Origin of the sequence: Pedobacter sp. SL55, assembly GCF_026625705.1 — a bacterium.
GTDB lineage: Bacteria > Bacteroidota > Bacteroidia > Sphingobacteriales > Sphingobacteriaceae > Pedobacter.
Window position 1 is genome coordinate 1,284,272 of the sequence record NZ_CP113059.1, and the last position, 17,808, is coordinate 1,302,079.

Genomic DNA, 17,808 nt, shown 5'->3' on the forward strand with positions numbered 1-17,808 from the left:
TATATCAGAAGATCTACAATGTATACTAGTGTTGAATGAAGGTTTTAGATAAAGGCGACACTATGTTAAAAAGTTCTTAACACACTTGTAAAAATTGATAAATTAAGTTTTTTAGATAGTATTTTGAAGTTTACCTTCAAGAATGTTTGTTAAAAAATGTTAAATAAAATTTGTGTTACGTATTAAATGTATCTATATTTAGCACTAATTAATTATTAACTAACCTAAATTTTTAAAAAGTTTATGAAAAAACTTCTACAAAGTTTGTTCATTTTGCTATTCGTGGCTACCACGGCTATGGCGCAAAATAGGACAATTACTGGTACAGTTACTTCCAAGGAAGACGGACTGCCTTTACCAGGAGTGAGTGTAAAAGTAAAAGGGACTAATGTTGGTACGTCCACGGCAGCCAACGGTAAGTTCTCTCTATCTGTTCCATCGAGTGCTACTGCTTTGGAATTTACCTCTATTGGTTTCGCAGCGCAGACAATAACTATAGGTTCTGCAACTTTTGTTGATGCCTCTCTTTCGGCTGATGCAAATGCGCTGACAGAAGTTATTGTTACAGGTTACACAACCACGTCAAAAGAGAGATTTTCTGGAGCGGCTTCTTCTGTAAGTTCGAAATCACTTGAGCAAGTGCCAATGGGCTCTTTTGATCAAATGTTGCAGGGTAGAGCCCCAGGTCTTCAGGCTTTGGCTGGTTCTGGTCAGCCAGGTTCTAATGCTACTGCGGTTGTAATAAGGGGTCAAGGTTCAATAAACGGAGGTAACGGTCCAATTTATATTCTTGATGGTGTGCCTATAGAATCAGGAGTGTTCTCAACTATGAATGCTAACGATTTCGAATCGGTAACAGTGCTTAAAGACGCAAGTGCTACAGCTGCTTACGGATCTAGAGGAGCTAATGGAGTAATCGTAATAACTTCTAAAAAAGGGGTATCTGGCCAGACAGTAGTAACCTACAGAAACCAGTTCGGCTTTTCAAATAGAACATCTCCAAATTTTGAGATGATGACGACAGCTCAAAGGCTTCAGTACGAATTTGAGTTGGGTTCGAGAGGAGTAAACACAAGTTTTCCAGGATGGACATTAAGCCGCAACAATCCTAGCTATGCTTCTCAAACACCTGCTGTTCAGGCTAGAAGAGATTTTCAATTGGACAGTCTTTCTAAAATTAATACTGATTGGACGGATTTGTTTTTTAGAACGGGTAGCACTCAGCAACATGAGATTAACATAAGCGGCGGTAGTGATAAGACAAGATTTTTCACTTCGGGATCCTATTATAACCAAGATGGTATTGCGATCAGGTCTAACTTGGAAAGATATAACTTTAGAGGTAATATAGATCATACGTCTGGACGATTTACATTGGGAGTTCAAACAGCTCTTGGTTTTTCTAGATCTCAGGGAATCGAGTCTGAAGGTGCGGTAGCTCTAGCTAATCCATTTGCCGCTGTTTACTTAGGGAGACCTTATGAGAATCCTTTTATATATGATGGTAGAATTGGATTGACAAGCCCAACGGCAAATCCATTAGGACTAACCAATATAGGGATGTTCGGAAATCCTTTATTCGATTCTAGGGTAGGTTCAATTGCTTATGACAGGATTTTTAATACATTGAATAATTTCAATCAAATCAAAGGAACATTAGGTCTTACTGGTCGTTTCAAGATTACCGATTATTTGTCTGCTAAGTCAACAACTGGTATTGACTATAGAGAAACCAACAATACTGGATTCGTTAATCCTGCGTCTTTACCAGGTACAGCAGTAGCTACAGGTAACCAAGGTTCTTATAGTGAGGTTCTTCAACGTAATTATAAGTTTATTAACACGTCAGGGTTAGAGTTTGCAAAAACTTTTGAACAAAAACACGCTGTGGGTGGTCAAGCCTTGTTTGAATATATCTACGACGGTTTCAAGAGATTTCAGTATACTGGTTATGGCATAAACCCAAAATTACCTAATACTCCTGTTGGAGTTAGTGCGGGTACAGCAACAAATAATTTTATTCCAGTTACAGGAGGACAAATTAATAAGAGAGCCATTTACTCTCTAATTGCGCTTGCAAATTATACTTATGATGGTAAATATACTTTAGATGCGAGCTTCAGGAGAGATGGTTCATCTTTGCTTCCTGAACAAAATAGATATAGGAATTTTTACTCTTTTGGAGGTAACTGGAATATGACAAGGGAAGAGTTTATGAAAGATCTAACCTTTGTAAACTTGTTAAAATTTAGAGCTAGTTATGGTGTTGCTGCGAATGCTGAAGGAATTGCTGCTGATTTTGGATATCTACCAACTTATGGCGCAATTACTTACGCTGGTACTCCTGCAATTGCACCTACTCGTCCAGCTGATCCAAACTATGATTGGGAATTTACATATACTGCTAACTTAGGGTTAGATTTCGAATTATATAACAACAGAATCAGAGGTAACGTAGACGTTTACGACAGACGTACTAAAAATGTATTTGTTTCGGAAGGCCTTTCATCTACCACAGGGTTCGCTAGCCTAACAAAGAATGCAGGTACGGTACAGAATAAAGGTATTGAAGTAGCCTTATCTTACGATATTATTTCGAACAGAAGCCGCCAATTAGTTTGGACTGTTGACGCAAATTTCGCTTACAATAGAAATGAAGTGTTAGACTTAGGTGGCGTTAACGAATTTGAATCAGGTACTTCAATCATTAGAGTAGGGCTGCCATTGGGTTCGCACTATGTTGTTAGAAACGGTGGAGTTAATCCAGCGAATGGAGATCAGTTGTGGGTTAACAGAGATGGAACCACCACCACTCTTTATAGTGCAAGTCAAAGTGTAGCGGAGTTTGGTTCATTCAGAGCTCCGATGAGCGGTGGTTTTAGTTCTACTCTAAGATACAAAGGCTTTGAGGTATCAGCTTTCTTCAGCTTTGTTAATGACCTTTATAGGTTTAATAATGAGGTTTTCTTTCTTACCAACAGTGGTCAGAGCCAATTCGGCCAGCTGTCGTCTATGTTAACTGACTCATGGAAAGCTCCTGGAGACGTGGCTAGATATCCTAGATATGGAGTGCAAAGACAATTCAATTCTGATGACATAGAGAACGCATCATTCTTAAGGTTTAGAAATGCTGTTATTGGTTATAATTTACCTAAAACGCTACTTTCTAAAGTTAAATACGTACGAAATGCGAGAGTGTTTGCACAAGGTCAGAATTTGTATACTTGGACAAAATGGAGAGGTTTCGATCCTGAGGATAATAATAACTTAGCAAGCTTTGAATATCCAGCGGCTCGAACATTTACGTTTGGATTAGATATTAGTTTTTAATTTTAAAAGCAAAACAATGAAATACAAATATTTACTAACAATGGCTTCTATAGTTCTACTCTTAGGAAGCTGTGGGAAAAAGCTGGATCTTAGACCTACTGACATTATTGTTGAGTCGACCGCATTTCAGACGGTTACCGATTTGAATCAAGGTCTATTGGGAGCTTATTCGGCATTAAATGCTGAAAATATTATTTACACAAATACTTTGATGGCTGATGAGTCAAGGCTGTCTGCGCAAAATACAGGACAGGGCCAAGGTGCATTTAAATGGCAGCATGATGCTTCAACTTTAGGCGCTGACTTAACGGCAAATTGGGTAAACAGCTATAGAGCCATCGATAGAGCCAATAAAGTTTTAGCCGCTATTCCTAGAGTTATCGCAAATACTCCATCGGAAGTAGCTAGAAAAGAAGTTATTAGAGGTGAATTGTTGACCATAAGGGCCTTGGCTCATTTCGATTTGGTAAGAATGTATTCTAGAGGATATAATCCAAGTGATGTAGCCGTTCCTCTTGTTAATGATGTTGTATTACCCGACAGAGCTACATACCCTGCAAGAAGTACAGTTTCAGAGGTGCTAACGTCTTTAAAAGCGGATTTGGTTACTGCAAAGAGTTTGTTGCCTGCATCGCAACCAGACATTTATTCGATTTCTAGGTTGACTGTTTCTGCGACGCAAGCTAGAATTGCATTGTATGAGAAAGATTGGGATAATGCGATTGGTTTTTCTACTGAAGTTATAAATGCATTGCCCCTTGCAGAGGCATCCGCTTATCCAAGTATTTTTCGAGATGCTGTTAACACCGAAGTCGTTTTCAAATTGCGTAGAAACGTTTCGACTACTAGACCAGGAGAGTTATGGCAAAGAGCGTCCAATGGAGATGTGTTTTTTGCCGTTTCAAACAAACTATTATCGAGTATTAACGCAGCTACGGATGTTAGATACGGTGTACTAGTAAAAATTGATAATACTAAGCCTGAACCACAGTTGGTTAACAAGTACCCTGGTGCTTCAGGTCAAATTGGAATACAAGATATTAAGTATTACAGAACTTCAGAGATGTATTTAATCAGAGCGGAAGCTAATGCAGAGAAAAACACACCTGCTAGTATAGCATTAGGTCTTGCTGATTTAAATACATTGAGGTCAAAAAGAATCTCAGCGTACACACCACTCGTTATTACAACTAGTGCAGCATTGGTTGATGCAGTGTTGGCCGAAAGATTTGTTGAGCTTGCATACGAAGGTCATAGGTTTTTTGACTTGAAGAGAAAAAATCTTCCAGTCTCTAGAATTGCATCTGACTTGAATAATGCGCCAGAAGCGATTACTCTGTTGCCAACTAACTTCAGGTATACACTTCCTCTGCCTCAAAGTGAGACTTTTGCCAATACCAACTTGGTTAATAATCCTTTATACTAATATCAATATTTTTAGCATATTTCCCTCTAATTACAAAATAATTTGAGGGAAATATCTTTTTAATATACATTTCTATTAAGCTAGATTTTGCGCTACGCTTTGTGTGGTATCGGCTAATTTTCAGATTGCCAAGACGGGCCTATCAGGGGAACATGTAAACTTCTGGAAATATTATTTAGAGAATGATTGTTACGAATAACCATTAATTCATTAAAGAAGGCGGGATATTAAATCTGACCTTTTTTAATGAAAAAGTATTTTATTTCAGTAGTGATATTATTTGTTTTCTCAAGTCCAGCTGAAGAGTTGAGGTCTGTAGATGTCATAGGAACTGATTTATTTAATACCGATTGGCAAAAGGCTGTTGTTTTGCTTCAGGAAGGATCAAAACATACTTTGGATGTTAAATACAACTTATATGCTGATCAAATATTCAGTTTTACGGCTCATTTTGATAGTGAACAATCTTGTCGCACTCATTTTAAGGAACAACGAGATAAAGTTGGTGTTGTTTGCAAATGCGGTTCAACATCACATTATTGGCATAAAAGCATCTGGAGTTATGAGTGTAAAAATTTAGACATAGAACATCTTTGCGCAGCGGCACCATCATGCAAAATTCCAATTTATCCTTTATGATCTGGTATAAAACGATGTTTTTATTGAGTGCCACCAAGAAAGGATTTTCGGCCAAAAAGATACAGAAACAGCTGGGGCTTAAACGCTATGAACCGGTTTGGGCGAGGTCGACAAGCTCAGAAAGGCAATGGGCAATAGGGACGAGCGCTATACTTTAGAGGGCATGGTTGAGTTTGATGAAGGATACTTTACCGTCCAGTCATCATAGATCGAGCGGGAAAAGGGCATTAGGGGACGCGGAGCGGTAGGCAAACAAAATGTGGCCATCATGTCAGAATCTACTGTTCTGGAGGATGTTGGGACTGGAAAGAGGCCGTCACACTGCAGGTATTTCAAGGCAAAGGTGCCCAATACCCACACCAAGGAAGAGATCAATGAAACTATCCAGAAATCAATAGACGAACAAAGCATTGTCTTTACAGACGAGCGCACTTCCTACGTCGATATTGCTGATTTTGTAGAACTACATATTACCGAAAAGTCTGACAAGCAAACCACCAAAGAGACCTTAAAGTGTGTGCATATTACTATCAGCAACGCCAAGAGAAATTTACTGGGAAACTACCACAAGATTAAAAGAAAATACCTGCAGCTTTACGTAAACGAGTTTGTATATAAACTCAACAGAAGATATTTTGAAGATAAACTGTTTGATAGGCTCGTTATCGCTAATATAACAGGATATGAGTAATTATGGATATTCGGTTTATATTTTACTAGATTTAAAAAATCCAAACGAGAAAAACAGTGTCAGCCTCAATAACATTTGAAGCGGATCATACTTTCCTCGCCTTTGCCAAGATGTGCCTTGAAATAAGGTCTAAAAAAGCATTAATTTATTCAAAGAATAATGAATGCAGCATCTTAAATTTAGCAAATGCAATAAGTTCCAAAAGGTATAGAAATTAAATGCTAATTTCTTTCAGTATCTTCTTACCAGTGCACATTTTAGAAATCAAGTATGTTTTTGTAGTCCACTAGCCATTCTTGGTACAAGGCACAATTCTTCAGTTTACAAAGCTCTTATATTAAGATTGAAATATAGGACGAAATGAAACCGATCTATTTCAGGCTGGCTTATTTTAACTTTATAATATATTTTAAGCAATAAATTAAAGAGTGTTTTTTAGTACTTTATTTTTAATCTTTCATTGCTGCATTATGATAACAAATGAAGCGCAATAAATATTTAGGTTTTAATCTTAAAATCTGATTTTACTTTAAGAGTTTTTACAACCGCTAAGATTTGCTGAATTATCTTGCTACGATAAAGTAATTACATTGATTTTTTTCAAAAAAAAATGTTAAGTAAAAATTTTGTTGCAGACAAAATGTGCATATATTTACCAAATAAACTATTTATTAACTAACCCAAATTTTTTTAATTTATGAAAAAACTTCTACAAAGTTTGTTCATTTTGCTATTCGTGGCTAGTAATGCTATGGCGCAAAATAGAACAATTACTGGTACAGTTACGTCTAAAGATGACGGACTGCCGTTACCAGGAGTGAGTGTGAAAGTGAAAGGCACAAACGTTGGTACATCAACTGCTTCAAATGGAAAGTTTACCTTAACGGTTCCTGTAAGTGCTACAAATCTAGAGTTTTCATCTCTGGGGTTTTTATCTAAAACTATCGCAATTAGTGGTAGTAATTTTGACATTGCCATGGAAGCTGATCAACAGCAGTTGTCAGAAATTGTTGTGTCTGGCTACGGAACCCTAGCCAAACGTGCGCTCGGCGGAGCTGTTTCTAAGGTTTCGGGAAGTCAATTTGAAAATCAGGCTATCAAATCGTTAGACCAAGCATTGCAAGGACGAACACCAGGCGTAGTTGTGCAAAGTAACAATGGTATACCTGGCGGAGCCATTAATGTGCAAATTAGGGGTGTTGCGTCGTTCACCGCTGGTACGCAGCCGCTATACATTATTGATGGTGTACAAATGAACATGGAGTCGAGTACATCAATAACTCAAGCTAATCCGTTAGCAGGTATAAATACCAATGATATTGAGTCTATTGAAGTTTTAAGAGATGCGGCAACAGCATCAATTTATGGGGCTCAAGCGGCAAATGGAGTTGTATTGGTTACCACTAAAAGAGGCGCTGCCGGCAAAACAAAGTTTACGGCCAATGTGTACTCTGGAGTTGTTAATGCTATTAAGTTCTTTGACGTAACCAACTCTCAAGAATTTTTACAACTTAGAACAGAGGCTGTAAGAAATGGTAACTCCACCCTTTCGGACGCTGCGGTTAGAAACAGTGTTTTAGGAGGGGTAAGTTTAAATACTGCTTTAACTGATCAGGAAATTGCAAACCTGCCTTCTACAGACTGGCAAAGGGAAGCTTCTCGAACTGGTATAGTCCAAAATTATGAACTATCAGCCAGTGGTGGTAATGAGAAAACTAAGTTTTATATGTCTAGTTCATATAATAAATCTAATACCTTTATAAGCAAAGTAGATTTTAAAAGGGGGGTGTTGAGAACGAATCTTGAGCACAAGGCTTCAGATAAGTTAACTTTCGATGCACGTATAAATTTAAGTTCTTTTTCTCAACAAGCTCCATTCGCTACAGATGGTTCTTCATTTGGTAATCCGGCATATTCGGCAAGTCAAGTGCTACCAATTAACCCTGTATATAATGCCGATGGGACTTATTTCGGTTTGCCAGGATCTGGTCAAATATTCGCCGGTAATTTAAATCAAAATATTGTAGCTATAAATGATTTTAATTCTGCACAAACTACTACTAATCAAGTGGTTGGTTCAATCGCAGCGATTTATAAATTTGGGAAAAATATCTCGTTTAAATCCTTCTATTCTCTAGATTATAGGGCTGTTAAAGATTATCAATACCGTGATCCGAGAACAAATGACGCCTATAATAGACAAGGTTTAGGTTACAATGCTTTCGAAGACAGAGTCAATTTTTTAACCAATCAAACTTTAAGTTTTGTTATTCCAAACTTGGGCGATCACAGTTTGAGCGGTTTTGTAGGAGCCGAATTCAGATCGGATGTTAACGAAGGGTTTAGTGCTCAAGCTGACGGTTATCCTTCGCCAGAATTTAGAAATTTAAACTCTGCAGCAAACCCAGTTTCTGTTGGTGGGTTTTTTACTGGCTTTAGAAGGGCTGGTTTATTTTCGGCTTTAAGATATGATTACAAAAGAAAATATAGTTTATCAGCTAATTTAAGATACGATGGTTCTTCCAAATTCGGCGAAAATAATCAGTATGGCTTTTTTGGTGGCGTGTCTGGATCATGGGATATGGCACAAGAGGAGTTTTTGAAAAATACTAGTTGGTTAAACGAATTAAGGTTAAGAGCAAGTTACGGAGTAGTTGGTAACGACGATATTGGTAACTTTTCTTCAAGAGGCCTATATGGCGGTGGTGGTGTATATGGTGGAGCCCCTGCTATCACTCCAACAGCATTATCAAACATTGATTTGAGATGGGAAAAGAAATCTACAATTGATTTAGGAGTTGATTTTTCAATGTTTAAAAAGAGAATTGGCGGTAGTATTGGTGTTTACAGGTTGTTAAGCACTGATTTACTGTTGAGCCAACCGCTATTAAACACAACTGGATTTTCTTCAATTACAAAAAACGCTGGATCTATACAAATTAATGGCTTTGAAGCGGAGATAAATACTGTTAATATCAGAACAAAAGATGATTTTACGTGGACTACCAATTTCAATTTCTCGTACTTTAAAAGTGAGATTAAAAAATTGTATGACGGTCTTCAAGTTTTACCAAGTGATATTGCAATTAGAGTTGGCGCACAACGTGGTGATGTATGGTCGCAAAAATATGCTGGCGTGAATCCCGCAACAGGTAGACCAATGTGGTATGATATCAACGATAATATCACTTACAATCCAACAGCAGCTGATAGAAGATTGATAGGTAATACTGTTCCAAATTTAACTGGTGGGTTAACAAACGAATTCAGATATAAAGGGTTTGATTTTTCTTTCCTATTACAATATCAGTATGGTAGAACACAACTAGATGGGCAGCTACAGTTCTATTACAGAATGGGTACAGCTAACCACAATACTGATAAAAACTTGTTTGATAGAAGATGGACAACTCCTGGCCAAATTACAGATGTGCCTCGTCCAATCAATGGTGGTGCAGAATCTCAGGGAGCATCTCACACTACTACTTCTACAAGATTTTACTATAAAACGGATATGATTCGTGTGAAAAATATTCAATTGGGATACACCGTACCTAAAAACATTCTCAGTAAGTTGAAAATAGATTCGTTCAGAATTTATGCTCAAGGTCAAAACTTGTTTACTTATGATGATTATCCTGGTTATGATCCAGAGTATTTTGGTACTTCGACTGGAATAATTCCACAGAGTAAAAATTTAACCTTTGGTTTAATAGCAGGTTTTTAATTAATCAAAAATGAAAAAATTAATAAAAATATCGGCAATATGTGTTGCCGTATTCATTGCATCTTGTAAAGATACTTTGGATTTCGATCCGCGACAATCAATAGATTCTTCTACAGCACTAAATTCTGTAGACAATATTCGTTCTGCTATAACTGGCGCTTATGTACCATTAAAATCGACAAATTTATATGGTAATAGGATGATCACGTTAGGGGACGCTTTGTCAGATAATGGACGGTCGACCAACAAATCAGGTAGGCTAGTAAATGAAGCACGTAATCAACTAGGCAGTCATTATTCGCACTGGGCTACCTGCTACAACGCTATAAATAGAGTAAATACGATATTAGAGGCAATTCCTCTTTTTAACGGTAGCGGAGTAACTGAAGAAACAAAAAAAGGATGGATTGCCGAGCTTAAATTTTTAAGGGCTTTCTATCATTTCGAATTGGTAAAAGCCTATGCCTACATACCTGGCGCTACCGTTGCTAGCAAGGACTTTGGTGGAGTTCCAATCTTGTTAACCCCAATTAAAACTGGAGATGAAGCATTAGCTTCTAAGCCAGCTAGAGACAGCCAAACTGCTGTTTATGCACAGATTTATAAAGATTTAGATGATGCAATCGTAGATTTGCCTGTGTTGGCAAATAATCCTAATAGAGCCACAAAAGAGGCGGCTAGAGCTGTTTATTCTAGGGTAGCATTGTATATTAAAGATTATCAAAAGTGTATTGATATGTCCTCAGAAGTAATCTTGACACGGGGTACAAGGCTATCAACTACCGGTACTTATGTTGCAGGTTGGTCAAGTGTTATACATCCAGAATCTTTATTTGAAGTAGCATTTGCTGCTAACAACGAAAATATCGGTGTAAACGAATCGCTACAAACGGCCTTTACCACATTGGTAGCTAGAGGAGATAGAAGCAGACAAGGCGGTTTTGGAGATTTAGTGCCAACGTCAACCTTATTAACCGCTTTGGGTATTACAAATACAGGTAACGGAACGTCTTCTGCTGCTATTACTGCTCGATCTAGTGATGTAAGAAATCAATTGTTTGAATTGGGTAATACGTTTAGAGGAAGTCCATTTATTGAGTGCACTAAATTTATTGGAAAAAATGGATTTCCAAACTTAGACAATGTTCCTGTAATTAGGGTTGCAGAGATGTACTTAAATAGAGCTGAAGCTTACGCTTCTTTACCAACGCCAAACTTACCAGCGGCTCTAGCAGATATCAATACTATAAGAACCAATAGAGGTCTAAGTGCGTCAGCCGCTTTACTGCAACCCGCAACAATTACAGAAGTATTATTGCAAAGAAGGTTAGAGTTTGCTTTCGAAGGATTGAGATTTTTCGATTTAAAAAGATTGGGGTTAGATATTTTTAAACCTGTTACCTCTACTACAGTTAGTTTTACCGATAACGTAATTCTACCAGGTATTCCGCAGTCTGATATTGATGGTAATACAAATCTTAAACAGAATCTTGGCTATTAAAATATTATGAAAATGAAGAATATAAAATTATGCACCATATTTTTGGGCTTAACGGTGTTGTTGTTGAGTTCATGCATTAAAAATGAACTTATCACTTTTGAAAATACTGTTATAGAATTTGATGCTGCGACTTACAACGCTAAAGCTTCTGGTCAGGTTTATCCATTATTGACTAGGGTTCCAGGTTATGGCAGGGCAACTAGAACTGCAGCAGTAGCTGCAACAACCCTGAGCCCGGCGGCTCCTGCAGACCCATTGTTAACAAGATCATCTGGCACGGTAAATTTTAGGGTAAATTTAGTAGGTCCTCAAAGAAACGAGCCTATAACGCTTAACTACAGAGTGGTGGCATCAGGAACTACCGCGGTTGCTAATGTACATTATACCACTGGAACTTCAGTTACAATTCCAGCTAACTCTTCTTTTGGCGAAGTTTCTGTTCAAATTTTAAATCCAGGAGTTGCGTCCGCAACTCCCGTTATCTTGATTTTGGAGCTGCAAGAAACTGAAGCAGTTAAAGTAAGCGAAAATTTCAAGACCATTGGTTTATCTATAGCTCAAAACTAAATCAAACAATTATAGTTCTTACATTAAAAAACGGAAGCGTAAAAACCTTCCGTTTTTTAATTTTAAATCCGAAATTTAACTTTGTCTGTAAACTTTGGATCTTTTAAAGCGCATTAGCTTAAATGAAATGAGTTACATTCATTAGTTAAATTCACCTGTTTTTAAAACCTCTAATTTGGTTTACAAGCGAGTGGGAATAGAGGGGCAAATATTTTTTGAAAAATTTATGATTAAATCACACTATTTCTTTACGTTACTTGTATGTATTCAGGTATTAACTCATGTAAATACTAATGCACAAAATCAAATTGTTCTTGATCCTGTTACAGGTAAACCTTTAACTGATTTGAAATACGAGAACGTTACGGGCTCTCCTTATTTAGTTGATCAGTGGCTTAATGGAGAAGTAAGACTGGCCAATGGTAGTTTGGTAAAGTCAAAAGCTGTAAAATATGATGCCGTAGAGAACAAATTGTTATTTCAGCAGGATAATAAAGTATTCGAATTCTTTCCTAAAGCAGTAGCTTTTGTCTTATTCGCTCCAGAAAGGAAACGAACATTTTTGTTAAAGGAAAATGAAAAGGATGGATATTTTGAGTTGTTAGAAGATGGCAAAATACAATTACTGAAGAAGACTAGAAAGAAAATTGTCGATCGTAAAGATTATAATTCGTCTGTTGTCGAAACAATAATTGCCGAAAATGTAAGCTATTTTTTACTTGTAGAGGGTAAGCAAAAAGAGGTTAAATTGAATAGAAAGTCAATTATATCCGTTCTGCCTAGTTACAAGGAATATATTAATACTCAAAACTTAGATCCTTCTGATTTAGAGAAATCTTTTATAAAATTAATTGCTATTTTAAACACGAAGTAACAACTGCTTACATTAAAAATACAAGTATATTATAAAGTTTTGGGGCTAATGATTGTATCAATGCTTTAACGTTTTACACGCTTACTTCCCATCCACACTATACTTCCCCGGCCCAATAAATATCAAACTAAAAAATACGATGCCAACCTCAATGGCATGAGAAGCGCCCATAATGCCTTCGCCTTTGCCAAGGTGAACTAAAGCTGCTATCAGCATGGTAAATGCTAACAGCATGTTTACCGGGCGGAAGAACAAGCCCAACAAAAGTAGAAAACCTCCCATACCTTCGGCTAGCGCTGCCATTAAGCCCCAAAAAGTAGGCAAAAAGCTGATGCCGATCACTTTCATGCTGCCGCCAAGGCCAGTCCACATATCGGGCCCACCCATAATTTTGGGAAGTCCGTGCACCATCATCATGGCGCCTAAACCAACTCTTAAAATTAATAAACCAGTATTACGATATTTGCCTAGTGTGTCGAAGATTGCCATAGTTGTATGCTAGATGTTTTATGTGTCTATTACAGTTTTAAGTAACGTATAAAAATAAATCAATTTATTCGAGTTTTTTGCGGAATGAAACTCTTGCCATTATTTATTAAATAGGTGTGTTAAAGTTATCAGATTATTTGGCTTGGTTATCATCGATTAGATTTTCAAGCCAGTCTATGAGTTCATTGATGTAGGATTCTATGATATTCCAGACAATTGCATAATCAATCCCAAAATAATCATGAACAATTCGATTGCGAAAGCCTCTTATCCTCTTCCATTCAATTTCTGGATTATTATTTCTAAAATCTTCATCTATCCGGTTTGCAGCCTCGCCGATAATCTCAAAGTTCCTCACTACCGCATCAACAGTTTTGTTATCTGCTAAGAACGAATCGTAATCAAATCCTTTAGTGTATAGTTTTATTTTCTGAGCATATTGCAGCATATCTTCCAATAAAAGCAGCGTATCTCTCTTAGACATATATTAAATCTTTAACAATTGATTCTAAATATTTTGCCTTAACGCCTTTCTTTGAGACTATGTCAACCTTCATTCCAATAAGCGCCTCTAAATCGTCGGCTAGATCGATGAATCTTATACCAATAGGGTCTGAAAATTCGACGAGAATATCTAAATCGCTGCTTTGGTTTTGCTCAGCACGAGAATATGAACCAAAAATAGCTATCGACTTTAGTGGGTATTCGCTAAATAGATTTTTCCTATGCTGGTTTAAAATATCTTTTATCTCTTGCAGTGTCTTCATAATTTCAAAATACTGGTTTTTATGATGGACAGATTTTATGCTGGATGCGTAAAGTTATAAAATTACAAATAATTTAGTTCAACGTTATTATTTGCAATGTTCAAAGATACAGTTTTGCCCAAAACCATTGCTCTATTATCGGCGATGTGGCCCGAGGGGAAACCGAAGCAAACCGGATAACTGTAATCTTTAACCTGCTCCCAAATTACTTCTTCAGGTGTTTGGCCAAAGTAAATACTTTCTTCGCCAACTTCGTTGAAAGCGCCAACTACCAAACCTTTCAACTTCGCTAATTTGCCTTTGCGCTTTAAGGTTCGTATCATTCTATCTACAGCATATTCGTGTTCGCCAACATCCTCAATAAATAAAACCTTATCCTCAAAATTCATTTCAGAAACCGAGCCTTCTACAGCTAAGAGCAAGGTTAAATTGCCACCCACTAAAATCCCTTCTGCGTTTCCATCTCTGCATTCAATTTCGCTTGTGTAGGTATAAGTGTCGTTCTCTCCAAATAAAGCTTTTCTGAGGCTTTCTAAAGCATCGGGAGTAAGCTTTCTTCGAAGGTGTATGGCATTTGTCCGTGGATGCTTTGTGTATTTAATGCCGCAAAAACGTGAGAAAGCAAAATCGTGATATCGCTAAAGCCCACTAACCATTTGGGGTTTTCGTTAAATGCAGTAAAATCTAACTCATCGATAATGCGGATCGTACCGTAACCACCACGGCCAGCAATGATTGCCTTAATTGATGGATCGTCTAAAAACTGCTGGATATCTTTGGCTCTGAGCTCATCTGTACCAGAAAATTGATGGTGCTCTGCGGTAACGGTGTCTCCTAAAATTACTTCCAATCCCCAGCTTTGTAAAATCTCAATTCCTACATCAATAGGTTTAGGCAATTTCTTGGCTGGACATACAATTGCAATCTTATCGCCCTTTTTTAGGTATGGTGGCTGTTTAATCATCTTTAAAAACAATATCTTTGCCAAGATAAATAAATAAATAGTTTTGGATAACAGTAAATTTAAAAGATATACCGTAACGGCAGCTTTGCCTTACACCAATGGTCCGGTGCATATTGGTCATTTAGCGGGCGTTTATTTACCTGCCGATATTTATGTGCGTTACCTCCGCTCTAACAAAAGAGACGTAAAATTCATTTGCGGTTCTGATGAAAACGGGGTGCCTATCACGCTTAAAGCGAAAAGAGAAGGCATTACTCCACAGGAAGTGGTAGATAAATACCATAAAATCATTGGCGATTCTTTTAAAGAGTTCGGGATTTCTTTTGATATCTACCACCGTACTTCGTCGTTAACACACCACCAAACAGCATCAGATTTTTTTGAGAAGCTATATGAGGATGGCGTTTTTACGGAAGAAGTTACCGAACAATATTACGACGAGAAAGCGCAATCTTTCTTAGCAGATCGTTACATTACCGGTACTTGCCCTAAGTGTGGCAACGAAAATGCTTATGGCGACCAATGCGAAAGCTGTGGCAGTACCTTAAACGCCACGGATTTAATCAATCCAAAATCGACTTTGTCTGGAGAGCCACCAGTGATGCGTGAAACCAAGAACTGGTTTTTACCGTTGGATAAGTACGAAGATAAATTAAGAACTTACATCGAAAGCCATAAAGAATGGCGACCAAATGTGTACGGACAGTGCCAAAGTTGGTTAAACGCGGGTTTACAGCCAAGGGCGATGACTAGAGATTTGGACTGGGGGGTAAAAGTGCCCGTAAAAGGTGCGGATGGCAAAGTATTGTACGTGTGGTTCGATGCGCCAATCGGCTACATTTCTGCTACTAAGGAATTGGCTAATTATGCTAAACTGGATGTTTGGAATCCTAAGGCCGAGGAATATTACATCGACCAAAAAAGTGTAAGCAAATTTGAATACGAGGAGTATTGGAAAAGTGAAGATGCCAAATTAGTGCACTTCATCGGTAAGGATAACATTGTTTTCCATTGTATCATTTTCCCTGCCATGTTAATGGCGCATGGCGAGTTTACGCTGGCGGATAATGTGCCTGCTAACGAATTCCTAAACTTAGAAGGTCAAAAAATATCGACCTCTAAAAACTGGGCAGTTTGGTTAAACGAATATTTGGTAGAGTTCCCAGAGAAACAAGATATTTTGCGTTACGTGTTAACGGCTACCGCTCCAGAAACTAAGGACAACGATTTTACTTGGAAAGATTTTCAGGCAAGAAATAACAATGAGTTGGTGGCAATTTTCGGCAATTTCGTGAACCGTGTAACCGTACTTACCCACAAATATTTCGATGGTAAAGTGCCAACTTGCATGGAGCTAACCGATATCGATAATGCGGTAATTGAAGAACTGAAAGCATATCCAGCTAAGATCAGTGCTTCTATTGAAAACTATCGCTTTAGGGAGGCTTTAACAGAGGTGATGAACGTAGCTAGATTGGGTAACAAATACTTGGCAGATACCGAGCCTTGGAAATTGATTAAAACGGATGAAGATAGAGTAAGAACTATCTTGAATATAGCTTTGCAAATTGCTGCTAATTTGGAGATTTTGATTGAGCCGTTTTTGCCATTTACTGCCGATAAATTGCAGAAGATGTTGAACTATGGAGGTCATGCTTGGGAAGAAGCCGGTTCGGTAAGTTTGTTGAAACGCGGTCATCAGATTAATGAACCAATTTTGTTGTTCAGCAAAATTGAAGATGCAGAAGTGCAGGCGCAAATTGACAAGCTGAACAATAGCAAAGCACAAAACGAAGCAGCAAATGCTACCGTTGTGCCAGCTAAAGAGAACGTAACTTTCGAGCAATTTGGTGCTATGGATATCCGAGTAGCTACCATTGTGGCCGCCGAAAAAGTAGAAAAAACTAAAAAACTGCTAAAGCTCACTTTAGATACAGGTTTAGATCAGCGTATAGTTGTTTCGGGTATTGCCGAGTATTACAAACCAGAAGAAATTATTGGTCAGCAGGTAAGTTTGTTGGCTAACTTGGCTCCAAGAGAAATCAAAGGTATTGTTTCGCAAGGCATGATTTTAATGGCCGAAGATGCGCAAGGGAAATTGAGCTTTGTTAGTCCAACGCAGGCTAGTACTAATGGTGGGGTAGTGAGGTAAGTTAACTAATTATGATATAACAAAACAGCCCGTTGTTAATTGCAACGGGCTGTTTTGTTAATAATTCCCCTCTTTTTAGAGGGGTGCCCGAAGGGCGGGTGTTTATATCAAGCCTACGTACTTCAGAAAATTATATCCAGAGTAAAACATTCATTTATAATTTTGAACAATGTAATTTTCGAGTCCAGTCAATACAAAAACCATACGCTTTAATATATCATTGACAGTAATGCGATAAACTTTTAGTCCTAGAGAAGTAAGGTATTTTTCTCGCTGTTCATCATAGCTACCACTAAAGTCATGACTTTTTCCATCTATTTCAATAACTAAGCCCAACTGTTTGACATAGAAATCAACGATATAATTTCCTATTATACGTTGCCTATCGAAGTCTAAGCCATGAAAACGTTTCTTACTAACCTGCATCCAAAATAACACTTCGGGGAGATTTTCTGCGTAACGTAAGGCTTTTGCTCTCTCTTTTAATTTTGGATTATAGGGAAGATTTGGTTTGGGTGATGATTTGATAAGGTAATCATTTATACTGATGTCCATAAAGCAGCTTTACTTAAAGTTATGATTTTATATTTGAAACACCCCGCCCTTTGGGCACCCCTCTAAGAGAGGGGAATTTAGCATAGTCGCAGACCTTACTACCATTTCAATATTATTTCGAACCTT

13 protein-coding genes and 1 pseudogene are annotated in these 17,808 nt (G+C 37.6%); 8 read left to right on the forward strand and 6 right to left on the reverse strand.

Annotated features, from left to right (window positions below; genetic code table 11):
* Positions 1–243 precede the first annotated feature (243 nt).
* From OVA16_RS05855 to OVA16_RS05885, 7 genes and pseudogenes are all read left to right on the forward strand, one after another.
* Positions 244–3,330, forward strand: coding sequence for a SusC/RagA family TonB-linked outer membrane protein (locus OVA16_RS05855; RefSeq protein WP_267764147.1), 3,087 nt, complete (start codon positions 244–246; stop codon positions 3,328–3,330).
* 16 nt (positions 3,331–3,346) lie between these two features.
* Positions 3,347–4,756 (forward strand): RagB/SusD family nutrient uptake outer membrane protein, encoded by a 1,410-nt coding sequence (locus tag OVA16_RS05860; protein WP_267764148.1) that lies wholly within the window; start codon positions 3,347–3,349, stop codon positions 4,754–4,756.
* Between the two features lie 429 nt (positions 4,757–5,185).
* Positions 5,186–6,086: pseudogene (locus tag OVA16_RS05865) on the forward strand (IS1595 family transposase).
* A 697-nt stretch (positions 6,087–6,783) separates the two neighbouring features.
* The gene (locus tag OVA16_RS05870) at positions 6,784–9,813 is read left to right on the forward strand and encodes a SusC/RagA family TonB-linked outer membrane protein (protein ID WP_267764149.1); all 3,030 of its coding nucleotides are present in this window, start codon (positions 6,784–6,786) and stop codon (positions 9,811–9,813) included.
* Positions 9,814–9,823: 10 nt separating this feature from the next.
* Positions 9,824–11,314: a RagB/SusD family nutrient uptake outer membrane protein gene (locus OVA16_RS05875; protein ID WP_267764150.1), complete on the forward strand. Its 1,491-nt coding sequence runs from the start codon at positions 9,824–9,826 to the stop codon at positions 11,312–11,314.
* 12 nt (positions 11,315–11,326) lie between these two features.
* Positions 11,327–11,881, forward strand: a complete 555-nt coding sequence (locus OVA16_RS05880) for a DUF4843 domain-containing protein (RefSeq protein ID WP_267764152.1) — start codon at positions 11,327–11,329, stop codon at positions 11,879–11,881.
* A 190-nt stretch (positions 11,882–12,071) separates the two neighbouring features.
* Positions 12,072–12,755: a hypothetical protein gene (locus OVA16_RS05885; protein WP_267764153.1), complete on the forward strand. Its 684-nt coding sequence runs from the start codon at positions 12,072–12,074 to the stop codon at positions 12,753–12,755.
* Between the two features lie 81 nt (positions 12,756–12,836).
* Here the strand turns inward: OVA16_RS05885 and OVA16_RS05890 are convergent, their stop codons facing one another.
* The 5 genes from OVA16_RS05890 to OVA16_RS20010 form a co-directional block, all read right to left on the reverse strand.
* The gene (locus tag OVA16_RS05890; protein ID WP_267764155.1) at positions 12,837–13,244 is read right to left on the reverse strand and encodes a DoxX family protein; all 408 of its coding nucleotides are present in this window, start codon (positions 13,242–13,244) and stop codon (positions 12,837–12,839) included.
* A 133-nt stretch (positions 13,245–13,377) separates the two neighbouring features.
* Positions 13,378–13,728, reverse strand: coding sequence for a DUF86 domain-containing protein (locus OVA16_RS05895; protein WP_267764156.1), 351 nt, complete (start codon positions 13,726–13,728; stop codon positions 13,378–13,380).
* Positions 13,721–14,011, reverse strand: coding sequence for a nucleotidyltransferase family protein (locus OVA16_RS05900; protein ID WP_267764157.1), 291 nt, complete (start codon positions 14,009–14,011; stop codon positions 13,721–13,723). Before OVA16_RS05900 ends, OVA16_RS05895 begins: the two co-directional genes overlap by 8 nt.
* 62 nt (positions 14,012–14,073) lie before the next feature.
* Positions 14,074–14,451, reverse strand: coding sequence for a hypothetical protein (locus OVA16_RS20005; protein ID WP_324288543.1), 378 nt, complete (start codon positions 14,449–14,451; stop codon positions 14,074–14,076).
* Positions 14,452–14,543: 92 nt separating this feature from the next.
* Positions 14,544–14,975, reverse strand: coding sequence for an LD-carboxypeptidase (locus OVA16_RS20010; protein ID WP_324288545.1), 432 nt, complete (start codon positions 14,973–14,975; stop codon positions 14,544–14,546).
* Positions 14,976–15,018: 43 nt separating this feature from the next.
* Here OVA16_RS20010 and metG point away from each other — a divergent pair, with 43 nt between their 5' ends.
* Positions 15,019–17,127, forward strand: coding sequence for a methionine--tRNA ligase (gene metG / locus OVA16_RS05910; protein WP_267764159.1), 2,109 nt, complete (start codon positions 15,019–15,021; stop codon positions 17,125–17,127).
* 150 nt (positions 17,128–17,277) lie between these two features.
* Here metG and OVA16_RS05915 read toward each other — a convergent pair whose 3' ends face one another.
* Positions 17,278–17,682 (reverse strand): endonuclease domain-containing protein, encoded by a 405-nt coding sequence (locus OVA16_RS05915; protein WP_138728204.1) that lies wholly within the window; start codon positions 17,680–17,682, stop codon positions 17,278–17,280.
* Between the last annotated feature and the right edge of the window lie 126 nt (positions 17,683–17,808).